Annotated in this window: 17 protein-coding genes; 10 read left to right on the forward strand and 7 right to left on the reverse strand. The window is 41.1% G+C overall.

Going from position 1 to position 16,523, the window contains the following annotated elements:
- Window positions 1-22 precede the first annotated feature (22 nt).
- The 8 genes from hisB to VCA1004_RS04800 all read left to right on the forward strand — a co-directional run bounded on the left by hisB (window position 23) and on the right by VCA1004_RS04800 (window position 7,141).
- Entirely contained in the window at window positions 23-1,090 is a 1,068-nt protein-coding gene (gene hisB / locus VCA1004_RS04765) for a bifunctional histidinol-phosphatase/imidazoleglycerol-phosphate dehydratase HisB (RefSeq protein ID WP_086984530.1), read from the forward strand.
- Window positions 1,090-1,728 (forward strand): imidazole glycerol phosphate synthase subunit HisH, encoded by a 639-nt coding sequence (gene hisH / locus VCA1004_RS04770; RefSeq protein ID WP_086984529.1) that lies wholly within the window; start codon window positions 1,090-1,092, stop codon window positions 1,726-1,728. The genes hisB and hisH overlap by 1 nt, the downstream gene beginning before the upstream one ends.
- Before the next feature lie 17 nt (window positions 1,729-1,745).
- A complete protein-coding gene (gene hisA / locus VCA1004_RS04775; RefSeq protein WP_086984528.1) occupies window positions 1,746-2,483 on the forward strand; it encodes a 1-(5-phosphoribosyl)-5-[(5-phosphoribosylamino)methylideneamino]imidazole-4-carboxamide isomerase in 738 nt (245 codons plus the stop codon).
- On the forward strand, window positions 2,465-3,238 hold the full coding sequence (gene hisF / locus VCA1004_RS04780; protein WP_086984527.1) for an imidazole glycerol phosphate synthase subunit HisF: 774 nt from the start codon (window positions 2,465-2,467) through the stop codon (window positions 3,236-3,238). The genes hisA and hisF overlap by 19 nt, the downstream gene beginning before the upstream one ends.
- Window positions 3,235-3,894 (forward strand): bifunctional phosphoribosyl-AMP cyclohydrolase/phosphoribosyl-ATP diphosphatase HisIE, encoded by a 660-nt coding sequence (hisIE, locus tag VCA1004_RS04785; RefSeq protein ID WP_086984526.1) that lies wholly within the window; start codon window positions 3,235-3,237, stop codon window positions 3,892-3,894. The genes hisF and hisIE overlap by 4 nt, the downstream gene beginning before the upstream one ends.
- 205 nt (window positions 3,895-4,099) lie before the next feature.
- Window positions 4,100-4,522: a MarR family winged helix-turn-helix transcriptional regulator gene (locus VCA1004_RS04790; RefSeq protein ID WP_086984525.1), complete on the forward strand. Its 423-nt coding sequence runs from the start codon at window positions 4,100-4,102 to the stop codon at window positions 4,520-4,522.
- A gap of 11 nt (window positions 4,523-4,533) precedes the next feature.
- The gene (locus tag VCA1004_RS04795; protein WP_086984524.1) at window positions 4,534-5,610 is read left to right on the forward strand and encodes an HlyD family secretion protein; all 1,077 of its coding nucleotides are present in this window, start codon (window positions 4,534-4,536) and stop codon (window positions 5,608-5,610) included.
- A gap of 16 nt (window positions 5,611-5,626) precedes the next feature.
- Window positions 5,627-7,141 (forward strand): DHA2 family efflux MFS transporter permease subunit, encoded by a 1,515-nt coding sequence (locus VCA1004_RS04800; RefSeq protein WP_086984523.1) that lies wholly within the window; start codon window positions 5,627-5,629, stop codon window positions 7,139-7,141.
- 125 nt (window positions 7,142-7,266) lie between these two features.
- On the opposite strand, the gene VCA1004_RS04805 is transcribed toward VCA1004_RS04800, so the two are convergent.
- From VCA1004_RS04805 to VCA1004_RS04820, 4 genes are all read right to left on the reverse strand, one after another.
- A complete protein-coding gene (locus tag VCA1004_RS04805; protein WP_086984522.1) occupies window positions 7,267-7,755 on the reverse strand; it encodes a YchJ family metal-binding protein in 489 nt (162 codons plus the stop codon).
- 20 nt (window positions 7,756-7,775) lie between these two features.
- Window positions 7,776-9,005 carry an EAL and HDOD domain-containing protein gene (locus tag VCA1004_RS04810; protein WP_086984521.1) on the reverse strand — a complete coding sequence of 410 codons (1,230 nt, stop codon included), beginning with the start codon at window positions 9,003-9,005 and terminating at the stop codon, window positions 7,776-7,778.
- Window positions 9,006-9,177: 172 nt separating this feature from the next.
- Window positions 9,178-9,900 carry a UDP-2,3-diacylglucosamine diphosphatase gene (gene lpxH / locus VCA1004_RS04815; RefSeq protein WP_086984520.1) on the reverse strand — a complete coding sequence of 241 codons (723 nt, stop codon included), beginning with the start codon at window positions 9,898-9,900 and terminating at the stop codon, window positions 9,178-9,180.
- A 103-nt stretch (window positions 9,901-10,003) separates the two neighbouring features.
- Window positions 10,004-10,498 carry a peptidylprolyl isomerase gene (locus VCA1004_RS04820; protein ID WP_086984519.1) on the reverse strand — a complete coding sequence of 165 codons (495 nt, stop codon included), beginning with the start codon at window positions 10,496-10,498 and terminating at the stop codon, window positions 10,004-10,006.
- Window positions 10,499-10,801: 303 nt separating this feature from the next.
- Here VCA1004_RS04820 and cysS point away from each other — a divergent pair, with 303 nt between their 5' ends.
- Window positions 10,802-12,184 carry a cysteine--tRNA ligase gene (gene cysS / locus VCA1004_RS04825; protein ID WP_086984518.1) on the forward strand — a complete coding sequence of 461 codons (1,383 nt, stop codon included), beginning with the start codon at window positions 10,802-10,804 and terminating at the stop codon, window positions 12,182-12,184.
- A gap of 93 nt (window positions 12,185-12,277) precedes the next feature.
- On the forward strand, window positions 12,278-12,856 hold the full coding sequence (locus VCA1004_RS04830) for a thymidine kinase (protein ID WP_086984517.1): 579 nt from the start codon (window positions 12,278-12,280) through the stop codon (window positions 12,854-12,856).
- A gap of 218 nt (window positions 12,857-13,074) precedes the next feature.
- Here VCA1004_RS04830 and VCA1004_RS04835 read toward each other — a convergent pair whose 3' ends face one another.
- Genes VCA1004_RS04835 through VCA1004_RS04845 form a run of 3 tightly spaced genes read right to left on the reverse strand, consistent with a single transcriptional unit; the run spans window position 13,075 to window position 16,390 of the window.
- Window positions 13,075-14,046, reverse strand: a complete 972-nt coding sequence (locus VCA1004_RS04835) for an alpha-L-glutamate ligase-like protein (RefSeq protein ID WP_086984516.1) — start codon at window positions 14,044-14,046, stop codon at window positions 13,075-13,077.
- 3 nt (window positions 14,047-14,049) lie between these two features.
- Entirely contained in the window at window positions 14,050-15,558 is a 1,509-nt protein-coding gene (locus tag VCA1004_RS04840; protein ID WP_086984515.1) for an inactive transglutaminase family protein, read from the reverse strand.
- Window positions 15,559-15,601: 43 nt separating this feature from the next.
- Window positions 15,602-16,390 carry an ATP-dependent zinc protease family protein gene (locus VCA1004_RS04845; RefSeq protein WP_086984514.1) on the reverse strand — a complete coding sequence of 263 codons (789 nt, stop codon included), beginning with the start codon at window positions 16,388-16,390 and terminating at the stop codon, window positions 15,602-15,604.
- Between the last annotated feature and the right edge of the window lie 133 nt (window positions 16,391-16,523).

Consider the following 16,523-nt stretch of genomic DNA (forward strand, 5'->3'; position numbering starts at 1 on the left):
CTGCTCAGAAAAGGAAAGCAATGTGAGCCAAAAAATTCTTTTTATTGACCGTGATGGCACCTTAATTGTCGAGCCTCCGGTAGATTTTCAAGTTGATCGTTTGGATAAACTGAAATTCGAACCCAATGTCATTCCTGTTTTATTGAAACTGCAAGATGCAGGCTATCGCTTAGTGATGGTCACCAACCAAGATGGTTTGGGCACTGACAGCTACCCACAAGCCGATTTTGACGCACCACATAATATGATGATGGACATTTTTACTTCGCAAGGCGTTAAGTTTGATGAGGTACTGATTTGTCCACACTTTGATGCCGACAATTGCTCTTGCCGTAAGCCAAAACTGGGCTTAGTGAAAGACTACTTACAACAAGGCAAAGTAGATTTTAAAACCTCAGCGGTGATTGGCGACCGTGTAACCGATTTGCAATTAGCGGAAAACATGGCGATTCGCGGCATTCAATATCATCCGCAAACCATGACTTGGTTGGATATCTTGAAAGACCTTACTACTCAGCCTCGCATTGCGGAAGTCGTGCGGACCACCAAAGAAACCGACATTACTATTCGAGTCAATTTAGATGAACAAGGTGGCAATCAGATCTCAACCGGCATGGGCTTTTTTGATCACATGCTCGATCAAATTGCTACGCATGGTGGCTTTCAAATGATTGCAAAAGTCGATGGCGATTTACATATTGACGATCACCACACCATTGAAGATACCGCGTTAGCGTTAGGTCAAGCTCTAAAAGAAGCTTTAGGCGACAAGCGTGGTATTGGCCGCTTTGGCTTTAGCCTGCCAATGGACGAATGTTTAGCACAATGTGGTTTGGATTTATCTGGCCGTCCATATTTGAAGTTCGATGCGCAGTTCAGTCGCGAACAAGTCGGTGAGCTCTCTACCGAAATGGTGGTGCACTTCTTCCGCTCGTTAACCGATACCTTAGCCTGTACATTACATTTATCATCAACGGGCGATAATGATCACCACATTATTGAAAGCTTATTTAAAGCCTTTGGACGTACTTTACGCCAAGCGATTAAAGTGGAAGGTAATGAACTGCCAAGCAGTAAAGGAGTGTTGTAATGACAAACACGTTATCCTCTACTGCGCAAAAAGTTGTGATTATTGATACCGGTTGTGCCAATGTCTCTTCAGTACGGTTTGCGATAGAGCGTCTTGGCTATCAAGTCACGATTTCTAAAGATCCAAGCATTGTACTAGCAGCTGATAAATTGTTCCTACCGGGCGTGGGTACGGCTTCAGAGGCGATGAAGAATTTAGAAGACCGTGACCTAATTGATTTAGTGAAAAAGGTTGAGAAACCATTACTTGGCATTTGTTTGGGTATGCAACTACTGGGTAAATTATCCGAAGAAAAAGGCCAGCAAGGTAATGAAGAAGTCCATTGTTTAGGCTTATGTGATGGTGAAGTTCGTTTAATGGAAACTGGCGATCTGCCGTTACCACACATGGGATGGAATACCGTACAGCCAGTGGATGGGCATCCGTTATTTAAAGATATTTCTGAAGACAGTTATTTTTACTTTGTACACAGTTACGCGATGCCCGTTGGTGAGTACACCATTGCTCGTTGTGATTACGGTAATCCATTTACCGCAGCACTACAAAGTGGCAATTATTATGGGGTGCAATTTCACCCAGAGCGTTCGTCAAAAGCGGGCTCAAAATTGATTCAAAATTTTCTTGAATTGAACGGATAAGAGTAAAGGATTAAAAAATGATTATTCCTGCATTGGATTTAATTGATGGACAAGTGGTTCGTTTATTTCAAGGCGATTACGGACAAAAAACAGAATATAAAGTTGACCCTGCAGAGCAATTTAATTTGTATCACCAAGCCGGGGCGAATTGGCTGCACTTAGTCGATTTAACTGGCGCAAAAGATACCACAGCTCGTCAATTAGACTTGATTGCTAAATTACTGGCCAGTACGCCAGCCAATATTCAAATTGGTGGTGGAGTACGCAGTGAGCAAGACGTGGTGGACTTATTAGAAGCGGGCGCACAGCGTGTGGTGGTCGGCTCAACCGCGGTAAAACAACCTGAGTTGGTCAAAGGATGGATGGAAAAGTACGGCGCAGAAAAAATTGTCTTAGCTTTAGATATTAATATTGATGAGCAAGGCGTGCGCAAAGTGGCGATTTCAGGTTGGCAAGAAGATTCTGGTGTCACCATTGAGGCCTTGATTGATGATTACCTCACGGTTGGGCTCAAACATGTTCTGTGTACCGATATTTCTCGTGATGGCACATTAGCCGGTTCTAATGTCGAATTGTATGTGGATTTATGTAAGCAATACCCACAAGTGCAATTTCAATCATCAGGTGGCATCGGTAGCCTTGATGATATCGCGGCATTAAAAGGAACGGGCGTTGCTGGCGTGATTGTTGGCCGAGCGTTGTTAGATGGTAAATTTACCGCAGAGGAGGCATTCTCATGTTGGCAAAGCGAATAATTCCTTGTCTTGATGTCCGTGATGGACAAGTGGTCAAAGGCGTTCAATTTCGTAACCATGAAATCATTGGTGATATCGTTCCTTTAGCGCAGCGTTATGCTGAAGAAGGGGCGGATGAGCTGGTTTTTTATGATATTACCGCCTCCAGTGATGGTCGTGTTGTCGATAAAAGCTGGGTGGCCCGGGTTGCTGAAGTGATTGATATTCCATTTTGCGTGGCTGGTGGTATTAAATCGGCAGAAGACGCGGCGCGCATTTTAGAGTTTGGTGCGGATAAAGTATCGATTAACTCTCCAGCGCTGGCAACCCCTCAGTTGATCACCGATTTAGCTGATAAATTTGGCGTGCAATGCATCGTGGTGGGCATCGATTCTTACTACGATAAAGAAACTGGTAAATACCAAGTGTATCAATTTACTGGTGATGAAGAGCGTACCAAAGCCACTCAATGGGAAACCTGTGATTGGGTTCAAGAAGTACAAAAACGCGGCGCTGGGGAGATCGTTTTAAATATGATGAACCAAGATGGCGTACGTAATGGTTACGACCTAGAGCAATTAAATAGGGTGCGTGAAGTATGTCACGTGCCTTTGATTGCCTCTGGAGGGGCTGGTGAAATGGTGCATTTTAAAGAGGCTTATCAAAAAGCTAATGTAGATGGCGCGCTAGCTGCTTCCGTGTTTCATAAGCAAGTCATCAATATTGGTGAGTTAAAACAATACCTAAAACAACAAGGCGTGGAGATACGTTTATGAGTGAAGCCGTAACAACACAAACTACGTTTCAAGCGTCAGAGGTCAGGGCTATTTCTGAGCGAATTAATTGGGACAAAGTGGACGGCCTAGTGCCTGTGATTGTACAAGATTATCAATCCAGCCAAGTCTTAATGATGGGTTACATGAATGCCGATGCCCTGCAGAAAACCGCAGACACAGGCTTAGTGACCTTCTTTTCTCGCACTAAACAGCGTCTGTGGACCAAGGGCGAAGAATCAGGCAATAGCTTGAATCTGGTGAACCTTAGCTTAGATTGTGACAATGATACCTTGTTAGCTAAAGTAAACCCAATAGGGCCAACCTGTCATACCGGCACGACCACCTGCTTTGATGCTGACCAGCAAGAGGAAACTCAATTGGTGTGGCTTCATCAACTTGAGCAATTATTGGCTGCCCGCAAGAGTGCCGACCCAGAATCGTCTTACACCGCTAGCCTTTATGCTCGTGGCACGAAACGTATTTCGCAGAAAGTCGGCGAAGAAGGCGTTGAAGTCGCGCTTGCGGCAACGTCGGGCGATAAGGAGGAATTGATCTGTGAGTCAGCCGATTTGATTTATCACTTATTTGTACTGCTGCAAGACCAAGGCCTGTCATTTAATGATGTGATCAATAAATTAAAAGAGAGACATCGATAAGCCTGATAGCTGTTACATTTTCTTATCTAAAAAACAAGGCTACCTCAAGTTGAGGTGGCCTTTCTTATTTTTAAATCCTTAAATATCAAGAGGATAAAATTTTACTATCCATTTGGATAGTAATTTATTGCCAAAATAGTAAGTAAAGCTTACTATATTTCAGTTCTAGTTTTAGGCATGTTGTCTGAGTATTTTATGGTGAATTATGAGTAAAAGTTCTGTCGGTTATTTATTGTCTGATGTATCGCGTTTGGTTCGCAAAACATTTCAGAATGATCCCAAGATCGGCACTATTACTTTAGCTCAGGCAAAGATGTTGAGCACCATTGCCCGCCATGAGGGAATTAAACAAGTTGAGCTTGCTGAGCTTCTTGAGATCAAAGCTATGACGGTTGCTCGGTTAATTGATCAGCTTGTGGCAGAAGGATTGGTTGAGCGCCGTGCGAGCACTGCTGATCGACGAGCTTATTTAATCTATTTATTACCAGCTGCTCAAACTCGATTAACAACAGTAAAATCCGTTGGCAATAAGGTTTGGCAGAAAGGGCTAAGTGGATTAACAGAAGAACAGCGTGAGCAGTTTATTCAAACGCTTGAACATATACATCGTAACTTTTTACAAGATTAATTAGGTACATTATGGCTCATGAAGTGACCCCATCAACGAAAGAAGAATCTTTCCAGTCGTTGGTTAAAAAATCAAAATTTAAATCAAAACGTTTTATTCTTTTGTTTATTATTCCTGTTCTGATCATTGCCGTTAGTTTGGTGGTTTACTTTAATAGTGGCCGTTATGTTGAAACAGATAATGCTTATGTTAAAGCAGATAAAACGCCTATTAATGCTGAAGTCGTTGGGCGAGTTATTGATGTTCCTGTGGTGGAAAACCAGCATGTGAAAAAAGGTGATTTATTACTGCAAATTGACCCTAAACCATATGAAATAGCAGTGGCACAAGCACAAGCGAATCTCAGTGATGTTCGCACTAGCTTAGAAACTCTTAAAGCGGAATATCAAAGTAAACTCGCTAATATTGAAGTTGCTAAAAGTCAATTGGATTACGCTCGTATAGAAGAGAAACGTCAATACGATTTACGTAATAAAAAATACTCTTCAGAAGCTGAATATGATTCAGCTCATCAAAAAACATTATTATTTGAATTGCAAATTAATGCTTTACAGAAAGGGTTAAAACAAGTGGCGGAAAGCCTTGGTGGTGATCCTTCTGCTCCCGTTGAACAGCATCCAAAATATCAATTAGCCAAAGCTCAACTTGACCAAGCTAATAATAATTTAGAACACGTTAATGTTTACGCACCTGATGATGGTGTGGTGTCCAAAGTATTGGAGAATGGTCAGTATATTACTTCAAATAGTACAACGATGTTGTTGGTCGCGGATAAACAATTATGGATTGAGGCGAATTTTACTGAAAAAGAAATGACTAATGTCCAAGTGGGTCAACAGGTTGAAATTCATGTGGACTATGCCCCGGGATATACTTGGAAAGGAGAGGTCAAAAGCATTAGTCCTGCGACAGGGTCTGAGTATTCGGTGATCCCTGCACAAAATGCAACGGGAAATTGGGTGAAAGTAACTCAACGTCTGCCAATTCGAATCTCACTTGAAATGAAAGAGGATATGCCAACGTTACGAGCAGGAATGAGTGCGGTTGTGACGGTGGATACCCAGCATAAACGCCAGCTTGAATTTTGATTAAGGTGGCAGGGTTATGAATGACGTTACAATACGAGCTAATGACAAAGTAGAAAGCACGAAAAGGTTGCTGGTTACTTTTTCGGTAATGTTAGCCACCATTATGCAAGCGCTTGATACCACCATTGCTAATGTAGCTTTACCACATATGCAAGGAGCAATGGGGGCGACTCAAGATCAAATTTCTTGGGTGTTAACTTCTTATATTGTGGCTTCTGCTATTGCGATGCCATTGACGGGATTTGTGGCAGCAAGAATTGGTCGTAAACGCTTATTTATATACTCAGTAATTGGTTTTACTGTTGCTTCTATTTTATGCGGCGCTGCACAGTCTCTGGATCAGATCATCTTGTTTCGGTTGTTACAAGGGATTTTTGGTGCCAGTTTAGTGCCACTTTCTCAATCTGTTTTATTAGATACATATCCTCGAGAACAGCACGGTTCTGCAATGGCATTGTGGGGGGTAGGGGTAATGGTTGGGCCTATTTTAGGACCATCATTAGGTGGTTGGCTCACCGAGTATTATAATTGGCGCTGGGTATTTTATATCAACATTCCTTTTGGAGCATTAGCCTGGTTTGGTATCGCAGCTTATGTAAAAGAAACGGTGATTGAGGCTGATAGAAAATTTGACTTATTTGGCTTTACGCTCATTGCCCTAGCTATTGGATCGTTGCAATTATTTTTAGACCGTGGCGAGTCTCAAAACTGGTATTCCAGCATGGAGATTGTTATAGAAACTGCGATTGCCGCCATCGCACTATATATGTTTATTGTTCATATGTTTACTGCGAAACAGCCCTTTTTAGATCCAAAAATGTTTGCGGATAGAAATTTCATTGTAGGGATTACCATCGGTTTCATGATGGGAGTGGTGTTACTGGCTACTATGGCGCTATTACCACCTTTTATGCAAAGTTTAATGGGATACCCGGTGTTGGATGTTGGTTTCTTATTAACACCGCGTGGTTTTGGAACGATGACTGGAATGTTAATCGTTGGCCGCTTAGCAAGAAAAGTCGATTTACGCTATTTAATGGTCACTGGTTGTGGCTTGATGATTGTATCTTTATGGGAAATGACACTCTTTACTGCTGAAGTCAGTTCATGGGATATTATTCGAACAGGAGTCGTTCAAGGTCTAGGATTAGGTTTAGTGTTTGTTCCTCTATCTACGATGACATTCTCTTCGTTAGAAGCAAAATATCGAACAGAAGGGACCGCACTTTATAGTTTAATTCGAAATATAGGGAGTAGTATTGGTATCTCGGTGGTGACAACGTATTTGGCGCACCGTATTCAATATAATCATGCGACCTTTGCTCAATATATTACGCCATTTAGTCATCCACTTCATATAGCGGCAGAAAAAGGAATGTATGACATTACCACTCAAGCTGGTTTATATGCCATTGATGCTGAAGTGAATAGACAAGCTGCAATATTAGGTTACTTACAAGATTATCGCTTAATGATGTTTGTTTGTGTGATTATGCTACCTATGATTTTCTTATTTAAGCGTAGCCGCTAATTTAAAGCACTCATATTAGAGATAAATCAGCTCGGTTATCGTTATTGATCATCGAGCTTTTTTATTATTGTTTAGTTTGTGATAAATAGGACCATGATTAACTCAATATTTCCGGCGGCATCGATCTAGCCGCAACATTTTTTAAATTTTTTGCCGCTACCACATAAACAAGGATCATTCCTTCCAATTTTCGTATTCGCAATGGTTTGATTTAACCGAGGATCAACCATTTCCTCTGGCATGATGCCATCAATATAGCGCCATTGTTGACTTTCCATCACAAAGCGCGAACGTTCATGTAAGCAATGTTGCTGACCTTCTTCCATAAAATACGCCTTAAACTCCACAAAGCCTTCTTCTGCTTCGGGGGCTGGCGCATCGAGTACTTCTAATTTTACCCATTCACTGTGGATCGACTCTTCAATGGCTTGTGCATCTTGTTCCGCGTGACATGAGGAATGATAAGTCTCAATGACAAATGCGGTATTGTTGAGGACATGGGCACAGTATCGAGCACGCATTAATTGCTCTGGTAAGCGTGCATTTTTTGCATTGAGATGGATAGGACGACAACAATTATCATAGGTTTGCTGGCTACAACATGGGCAAAGCATGATTTTTTCCTTAAACGTGATTAAAGTTGATGAGCGAGGTTGCCTTGTAATCGAAGGTGATGATATTCGGGCGTTGACCAGTCGATCGCATTACGATAAAACCTATTGATTTGATCGAGTTCGAGCTGCAGCTCATTGGCTTGCTTAAGGATACTTGATTTATCGTTATTTTCATATGCAATCGCTAACGCTAGCATTTTTCCTAAGGTTCCTTGCTGAGTAAGCAGGGCTGTTATCGCCGAGGATTCTAAGGGCAGGGTTGCGATAAGGTCAGATAGGGGATGTTCAAGAAGCTTATCGAGTAGCGAAAACATGCCGACGTAATAAGCATGCTCAATGTTGATATTAAATTGGGGTAAAGCCGCAACTTGTTCGCAAAAGTGGGCCCTTTGCATTGAGGTTTCATAATGAGGCGAAGGATCAGGATCGTGTGCGGCAGTTAACGACAATGAGATAAATAGCTGTATCTTTTCTTCTCCAAGTAATTGAAAAGCCTGTTCGAATGAACGAAATGGTTCATTGAGATGAGCATGAACAAAGCGCATTAACTTATAAGACATCGTAACGTCGTGACGTATTAAGCGAGCAATAAGATGAAAATCAATAGGGGACTGCTGAATGGCTAACTCAAGCTGTTCAACGGTAAATTCAGAAGATTCGATCCGTTTCTTTTTGATAATTTCAGGCTTATATAATTCATAACCTTGGAAATAATCAAACCCGGCCTCTCGAGCCGCCTTGAGTTCAGCAAGGCTATCAATTTTTTCGGCTAAATATTGTAATGAATAGTGTTGATGGGTATCGATAAACTGTTTGGCTTGTTTGATGGAAATCTGTTTTATATCGAATTTAATGGCAGTGATATAAGGTAAAAAACGTTCCCATTTCTTCGAAGGAATAAAATCATCTAATGCAATTTTATAGCCTTGCTGATGCATGTTGATAATAGCAGCTAATAGTGCATCGCTAGGAGGGCAATCTTCAAGAATTTCGATCATAAGGTATTTGGCAGGAAATAAGGTTGGGATTTGATTGAGTAGACTTTGATAAGGGAAATTGACCAGATACAGAGTATCGTCATAGCCTTGAACATTGGTGAGAAAAAAGTGTTCAATGAGTACTCGACTGGTGGCTTGTTCGGGATCAATAGAAGGGTATTTATTTTGCAATCCAGTTCTGAATAATAATTCATAAGCCACGATGTGATCGCTGGCGTTTACAATGGGTTGACGCGCAATAAAAGAATGCATCGTTTAGACTTTGTGCCTTTTGTCGATAAAAAGTGAATGGCTCACGATATCTGAAAACCTCACGTGTTTCTACTTGAAATCCAATGATTAACGATAATCAAATTATCTATAAATAAGCCGAATCTTCTAAGCTTAGACGAATGCACAAAATGGAAGAAATGATAATAGATTATTACAAGGATCTTTGCTGTAGCTCGCATTTTTCAGGCGTGCAGACTAAAACTGAACCTTGCGTATACCAGTCTCCGAGTACGGTTCGGGTAGCATTACCAAGGCTCGTATGATGAGTATGTGTATTAGGGCGGTGAGTATGGCCATGGATCATATTGGTGACATGATTTATTTCCAAGACTTTCACCACTTCTTCTGGTGTGACGTCCATAATATCCATTTGTTTAGCGTGTTTTTGTCGTTTAATTTTTGCTTGGATATTGGCGACGATCTTTTTGCGGATAAATAATGGAATCCAGTGGAATAAAGTTTGTAGCCATGGTTGATGGACGGTTTTTCTAAATTCCTGATATTTTTCGTCTCTAGTGCAGAGCGTATCACCATGCAAAATAACGGTTTTTACACCATATAAGTCAATTACATGGACATCTGGTAATAAGGTAATACCGGTTTCTTTACAAAAGCGCTGGCCTAATAAAAAGTCACGATTCCCTTGAATAAAAAAGCACTCAACACCTTGCTGGGTAAGCTGTTGGAATGCTCGTTTTATCTGGCTATTAAAGGGAGAATCATCATCATCACCAATCCAAAATTCAAATAAATCACCAAGCACATAAAGTTTGTCTGCGTTAGGGGCTTCTTCTGCCATAAAACGAAGAAAACACTGAGTAATATCAGGGCGGAGGGGAGATAAATGCAGATCGGCAATAAATAAGGTGGTCATGAAATCTCAAACTTTGATAGTAAAAAGGGGAGACTGACTCCCCCTTAAGCGCTAATTTTATACGCGTCAATCTTGCTAATCAGAGTGACGTTATGAGTGGAAATTAGGCTTCGATCGTTGTGCCAGTAATTACGACTTCATCAAGAGGAACGTCTTGGTGCATGCCGTATGAACCTGTGCTTACTGCTTTGATTTTGTTTACTACGTCCATGCCTTCAACTACTTCAGCGAAGACACAATAACCCCAACCATTCATAGATTCAGATTTGAAATCTAGGAAAGTATTGTCATTCACATTGATGAAAAATTGAGAGCTAGCAGAATGTGGTTCCATGGTACGAGCCATTGCTAAAGTACCGACTTTGTTGCTCAAACCGTTGTTGGCTTCATTTTTAATTGGTGCACGAGTGGCTTTTTCTTTTAAGCCAGAAGTCATGCCACCACCTTGAATCATAAATCCATCAATAACACGGTGGAATAACGTGTTGTCATAAAAGCCATCTTGGCAATATTGTAAGAAGTTCGCTGCCGTTTCAGGTGCTTTTTCTTCGTTTAATTGCACTTTAATATCGCCAAAGTTGGTGTGAAGGATGATCATGGTTTTGTCCTTTCTGATTGGATTTAATGGTTAACACGTCGTTTGCTTAATAGTCACCAAGATGAACTAAGCGTTAGAAGGTCGATTTTAGCGAAAGTTGTCTCTAAAGCAACTTTAAACATTAACCGGAATGGCATTGAAGTTAACACTTGAAATCAAAATAGTGCTATGTGGATAAAATATCGCCATTAACAGCAAGCTTCTTTAAGGATAGACCATTAAAATATGGGGGGAATGTCGACTTCATTGCCTGTTTGGGTATAATCGTAAAATTATAATTTTCACCGGACGTAGATAGAGATCATGTTAAAAATATATAACACATTGACCCGCCAAAAAGAGGAATTTAAACCTATTCATGCTGGAAAAATCGGCATGTATGTTTGTGGTGTGACTATCTATGATCTTTGTCATATCGGTCACGGTCGTACTTTTGTGTCATTTGATGTTGTTTCTCGTTATTTACGATTTTTAGGTTATGACTTGACCTTTGTGCGTAATATTACGGACATCGACGATAAAATCATTAAGCGTGCAGCTGAAAATAACGAAAGCTGTGATTCATTAACGGAACGTCTTATTGAAGAGATGTATGCCGATTTTGATGCGCTTAATATCAAACGACCGGATGTAGAGCCTCGCGCTACACATTACATTAAAGAAATCATTGAATTGGTAGAACGTCTCATTGAACGTGGCTTTGCTTATGTTGCCGATAATGGCGATGTGATGTTTGAAGTTAAGAAGTTCGAGCAGTACGGTAAGCTCTCCGGTCAAGATCTTGAGCAATTACAAGCGGGAGCTCGAGTGGATGTGGAAAGCGCAAAACGTAGCCCAATGGATTTTGTGGTCTGGAAAATGTCGAAACCAGGTGAACCGACTTGGGAATCGCCATGGGGTCCAGGTCGCCCAGGCTGGCACATTGAATGTTCCGCGATGAATTCTTCTATTTTAGGTCAACATTTTGATATTCATGGCGGTGGTTCTGATTTGCAATTCCCTCACCATGAAAATGAAATTGCTCAATCTTGCTGTGCGCATGATACGCCATACGTTAACACTTGGATGCACAGCGGCATGGTGATGGTTGACCGTGAAAAAATGTCGAAATCACTGGGTAACTTCTTCACGATCCGCGATGTATTGAAGCACTATGATTCAGAAACAGTGCGTTATTTCTTAATGTCAGGTCATTATCGTAGTCAATTAAATTACAGCGAAGACAATCTGAACCAAGCGCGTTCAGCTTTAGAGCGTTTGTATACCTCTTTACGTGGCCTAGATTTATCAGCTGCGCCTGCGGGTGGTGAAGAGTTTGTTGCTCGTTTTTCTTCTGCGATGAATGATGACTTCAACACCCCAGAAGCTTATTCGGTATTGTTCGATATGGCTCGTGAAGTTAACCGTTTAAAAACGCTTGATCTAGATAAAGCTTCTGCTTTGGGGGCACTAATGCGTGAGTTAGCTGATGTGATTGGTATTTTATATCAAGACCCGGAAGCTTTCTTACAAGGTGGAGCCGGTAATGATGACGAAGTAGCTGAAATTGAAGCACTTATCAAGTTACGTAATGATTCACGTGCAGCAAAAGATTGGGCAAATGCAGATTTAGCCCGCGATAAACTGAATGAATTAGGCATTATTTTAGAAGATGGCGCTCAAGGTACAACATGGCGTCGTAAATAATTATCACCTGAATATTAACACGATTGCACCGCAGTTTTGTGGTGCAATTTTTTATCTATAACTGAATACCTAGAATAAGAAAGGCTCTTTCCTTTGGCACAGATGTATTTTTATTACTCAGCAATGAATGCTGGTAAATCAACGACTTTGCTTCAATCCTCATTTAATTATCGTGAACGTGGGATGAACCCTGTTATTTTTACTGCCGAGATCGATGACCGTGATGGGGTTGGTAAAGTAAGCTCCCGTATTGGTTTGCAATCTGAAGCGTATTTGTATAATGCCAAAACGGATTTATTTGCAGAAATACAAGCACTGAATAATAAGCAAAAAACGCATTGTATTATGATCGATGAGTGCCAATTTTTAAATAAACAGCAAGTTTATCAATTGACCGAAGTGGTGGATAAATTACATATTCCGGTATTGTGTTACGGTCTGCGTAGTGACTTTTTAGGTGAGTTATTTGAAGGCAGTCAATACTTGTTAGCGTGGGCAGATAAGCTGGTTGAATTGAAAACAATTTGTCATTGTGGTCGCAAGGCCAACATGGTCATTCGTATGGATGAGCAAGGGCGTGCGATTGCGGAAGGTGATCAGGTTGCGATTGGAGGTAATGACCGTTATGAATCGGTGTGCCGCCATCATTATAAAGAAGCGTTAGGTAAATAGTGGAGCGATAGGGTGTTTAGCTTGTTTGCTCTTGGCTTTTAGCTTTGGATTTTTACTTTAGTTTTTTATATCGAGCGTCATTGAAACTTATCAAAAAATCGTATTTTTCTTAAAAAACCGAATTGTTCTTAAAAAAACGAATTGTTCTTAAAAACCGTATTACTATTAAAAAGACCGTCGATAATCACTATCGGCGGTCTTTTTTATTTAGTAAACGTTTAGAACTGTGATTCTGCGGCAAAGTGTTTTGCTGCGTATGCCACACGTTCTGCCGCTTTAGGGTATTCAATCGGCGGCTCTAAGTTTTCGATATGTTGCAATCTTGGTAAGAGACCTGCGCCATTAGCAATTTGAATTGCCAGCCCTGGACGAGCATTGAGCTCCAATACCATTGGACCTTCTTCTTTATCCAGAACCATATCGGTACCCATGTAACCTAACCCAGTCATCTCCCAAGCACTTGATGCTAAAATCAATAACTTTTCCCAATCTGGAACGACTAAGCCACTGAGCGGTTTCCCAGTATCTGGGTGATGAGTGATAGGGCGGTCAAATTGTACCCCACGTACAGCTCGGCCTGTGGCGATATCCAATCCAACCCCCACCGCACCTTGGTGTAAGTTAGCTTTTCCGTCAGAGGCCGCTGTTGAACAACGCATCATTGCCATAACGGGGTAGCCTTTAAAGACAATAACACGAATATCGGGAACGCCTTCATAGCTGTAGCCTTCAAATGACACATCATCAAATTTGATTAGGTTTTCAACCACAGCAACATCATTTTTGCCGCCCAATGAAAATAATCCAGCCAGAGCATTACTTATATGACGTTCGACGTCTTGTTCACTAATGGCTTGCCCAGAGGGTTTGATATAGACCCCATCTTTATGGGAAATAATAACAAGAATGCCTTTACCACCAGAGCCACGAGCAGGCTTAATTACAAAACCCGGCCAGTCTTTCACCATTTGATGAATACGTCTGACTTCGGCTTGTTGAGCGATAACACCGATAAGCTTAGGTACTGTGGCACCATGCTTTTGAGCGATGATTTTAGTTTGCAATTTATCATCAACTAATGGGTATTTAGAACGGTCGTTATAGCGCGAAATATACGCGCCATTTCGTTTGTTCATGCCCATGATGCCTTTGGCTTTTAACTTTTGCGGTGAAGTAAAACTAGAAAACATGGTTTAGTCCTCCGCTAAAGGTTTGAATCTTTTTAATTCTAATAGGCGATAACCGGTATAGTTACCTAGAGCCAAGATACACGCTAGAACAATAAACTGAGTACCAATGAAGTTAAAGGTAATGTGCTGTACATACGAGTTTGTCATCGCAAGATAGATCAGAACCGCTGTCAGTAATGAACCACCACCTTGCATGAAGACTTCTTTCGCGCCTTCTTCTTCCCATAGGATAGACATACGTTCAATCGTCCAAGATAGAATGATCATTGGGAAGAAGGTAATGGTTAAACCTTGAGTTAAACCTATATTGAAAGACACGATAGTAAATATCGAAATGATCAAGATAACGGTAATGATCACCGCGGATATTCGAGCAACCAGAAGTAGGTTCAGTTTTGATAAATAACCACGAATGACTAAGCCGGTTCCTACAATTAGTAAGAAGCCAATAATCCCCGGTAGTAATTGTGTTTGTACAAAGGCGACGGCAATCAATACTGGCATGAAAGTCCCTGAGGTTTTCAAACCGATTAACACACGCAAGAACACCACAATTAATGCCCCAATAGGGATTAACATAATGGTTTTGAACATCGATTGCTCTTCAAGTGGTAAGCTATGAATTGAGAAGTTCAGCAAATTATCCGCTACCACTTTTTGTTTAGTCGCATTACTTGGTGAAACATCTTGTGCCAGCATGGAGAAGAACACTTTACTGTGTTTACCGCCGATCACATCTAAGAGAGAGACATTGGATTCATCCCAGATCAAAAGGTTTTCTTGTACACCTTGCTCTGTGCTTTCCGGGTTAAATAGTTGCCATACTTTGCCATCCCAAACTTCAATCATTGGAATAATCGATTGACGACGACGGCCATCTTCTAGCTCTACCACACCAACCGTTTTACTATGAATAGCCGATGAGGTTAAGATTTTGGCAATTGCTTGAACCTTACTAAAATCATCTAGCAATAAAGAGGCATTTTGGTTATCAGGGTCGTTAAATTGTTTAATTAACTCACGAGCAAAAGTGATATCGTCAGCTGAGCGTTCAGAGGCTTGAGAGGTAATAGCATCGACAGCGGCTTGTTGTGGCCCAGTGAAAGTAGGAGAGTTGAAGTCACCTTGAGTAGGAGGAATCACGTCTGCTTGCGATTGAGGGTCAACTAAAAATTGAGTTTTGTAGTAAATCGTTTGTGGCCCTTTGGCATCACGGACAGACCACTCGGCGCGGCGACCGGTATCGGTATTGACATACGATAAGCCATAACCTGGAGAGGATGCACTTTCATCGATGAGTGTGAAGCCATCTTGTGTGTGTGGTGCCGCGAGCGATACTTTGGCTGGGCCACCGGTTGCGGTAAATTCAATACGAGCTTCAATATCCCATATTTGTCGGGATTCTCCTGGGCCCCATGGAACACCATAGTCTTGATGACGCATGACACTCAGGGTGATCCCTGTAATGACAAGTATGGCGATGAGAAAATAAAATGGCACTCTAGACGTCATAACCTTTCCTTAACCAGTCTAAATTAATAATTTGAAAAACTTTTTATTGTGTAGAAATTTTTTTCGGTGGCTCTTTTGATTCAATGAATTCTCGACTTACATCCACGTAAGCAACATCTTGAATAAACTCACGACCTAATAAAATAGGATAATCCATTTGGGTGCGATCAGCTAAAGTAAACTGTGCTTTTTCATGAATACTGCCGATTTTTATCCAAATTTCTACTACCGGGCGACGATCTAGTGCATTGGTACTGGATTGCCGAATCTTTACATGTTTGATAATAGGCGCTTCAATCCATAAGCGGTCTTCTGGTGCACGATTATCTGCAATATGGAATTTAACCCATTTTTTCCCATTTCGCTCAAACTCTTGTAGATCAATGGCATTAATTGAGGAGGTGGTCGCACCGGTATCGACTCGGGCAGTAAATGATGTTTTGACGATATCAATATCGACTTTTTCTAATGAACCTAATGTCACCATTCCCGGTCTTGTTTGAGGTTCGAGGTCTGTAACCACAATATTTGACGTACCTGATGGTTGAGAAGGTGTTTGAGTTTTATGTGCTGAGCTCAAATAGCGTTGCTGACGACGTTTCATCAATTCAACTTCGTTACTCAAATTAATGACTTCCGCTTCTAAGCTAGCAATATAATCGGTTTGTTTATCAAGATTGGAGTCTAACTCTTCGATTCTATTCGATAATTTTTCTTCACTTTGGTTAATCGCTTGAATCGTCTGTTGGGAATAATGCTCCCCAGTCATATAGGCACAACCTGAGAGTGAGACTAAAAGGAAGAAGGCAAGACCTAAAGATTTTTTGAGCATATTAAGCTGTTGTAACCTCTATAAAATTATAAGTTCAAAGTCTAGCGTATCTGGATCTTGCCGTGAAGCGCTTTAATGTAAAGCTCAGGTCATTCCTTTGCTTCTTGGCAAGATACTGGAGACGATTTATTGA

Source organism: Vibrio aphrogenes (assembly GCF_002157735.2).
Classification (GTDB): domain Bacteria; phylum Pseudomonadota; class Gammaproteobacteria; order Enterobacterales; family Vibrionaceae; genus Vibrio; species Vibrio aphrogenes.

Bases quoted from the DNA above. Each gene is read 5' to 3' on its own strand.
- hisH (WP_086984529.1), top strand. From the start codon at position 1,090: ATGACAAACACGTTATCCTCTACTGCGCAAAAAGTTGTGATTATTGAT.
- hisA (WP_086984528.1), top strand. From the start codon at position 1,746: ATGATTATTCCTGCATTGGATTTAATTGATGGACAAGTGGTTCGTTTA.
- hisF (WP_086984527.1), top strand. From the start codon at position 2,465: ATGTTGGCAAAGCGAATAATTCCTTGTCTTGATGTCCGTGATGGACAA.
- hisIE (WP_086984526.1), top strand. From the start codon at position 3,235: ATGAGTGAAGCCGTAACAACACAAACTACGTTTCAAGCGTCAGAGGTC.
- VCA1004_RS04790 (WP_086984525.1), top strand. From the start codon at position 4,100: ATGAGTAAAAGTTCTGTCGGTTATTTATTGTCTGATGTATCGCGTTTG.
- VCA1004_RS04795 (WP_086984524.1), top strand. From the start codon at position 4,534: ATGGCTCATGAAGTGACCCCATCAACGAAAGAAGAATCTTTCCAGTCG.
- VCA1004_RS04800 (WP_086984523.1), top strand. From the start codon at position 5,627: ATGAATGACGTTACAATACGAGCTAATGACAAAGTAGAAAGCACGAAA.
- VCA1004_RS04805 (WP_086984522.1), bottom strand. From the start codon at position 7,755: ATGCTTTGCCCATGTTGTAGCCAGCAAACCTATGATAATTGTTGTCGT.
- VCA1004_RS04810 (WP_086984521.1), bottom strand. From the start codon at position 9,005: ATGCATTCTTTTATTGCGCGTCAACCCATTGTAAACGCCAGCGATCAC.
- lpxH (WP_086984520.1), bottom strand. From the start codon at position 9,900: ATGACCACCTTATTTATTGCCGATCTGCATTTATCTCCCCTCCGCCCT.
- VCA1004_RS04820 (WP_086984519.1), bottom strand. From the start codon at position 10,498: ATGATCATCCTTCACACCAACTTTGGCGATATTAAAGTGCAATTAAAC.
- cysS (WP_086984518.1), top strand. From the start codon at position 10,802: ATGTTAAAAATATATAACACATTGACCCGCCAAAAAGAGGAATTTAAA.
- VCA1004_RS04835 (WP_086984516.1), bottom strand. From the start codon at position 14,046: ATGTTTTCTAGTTTTACTTCACCGCAAAAGTTAAAAGCCAAAGGCATC.
- VCA1004_RS04840 (WP_086984515.1), bottom strand. From the start codon at position 15,558: ATGACGTCTAGAGTGCCATTTTATTTTCTCATCGCCATACTTGTCATT.
- VCA1004_RS04845 (WP_086984514.1), bottom strand. From the start codon at position 16,390: ATGCTCAAAAAATCTTTAGGTCTTGCCTTCTTCCTTTTAGTCTCACTC.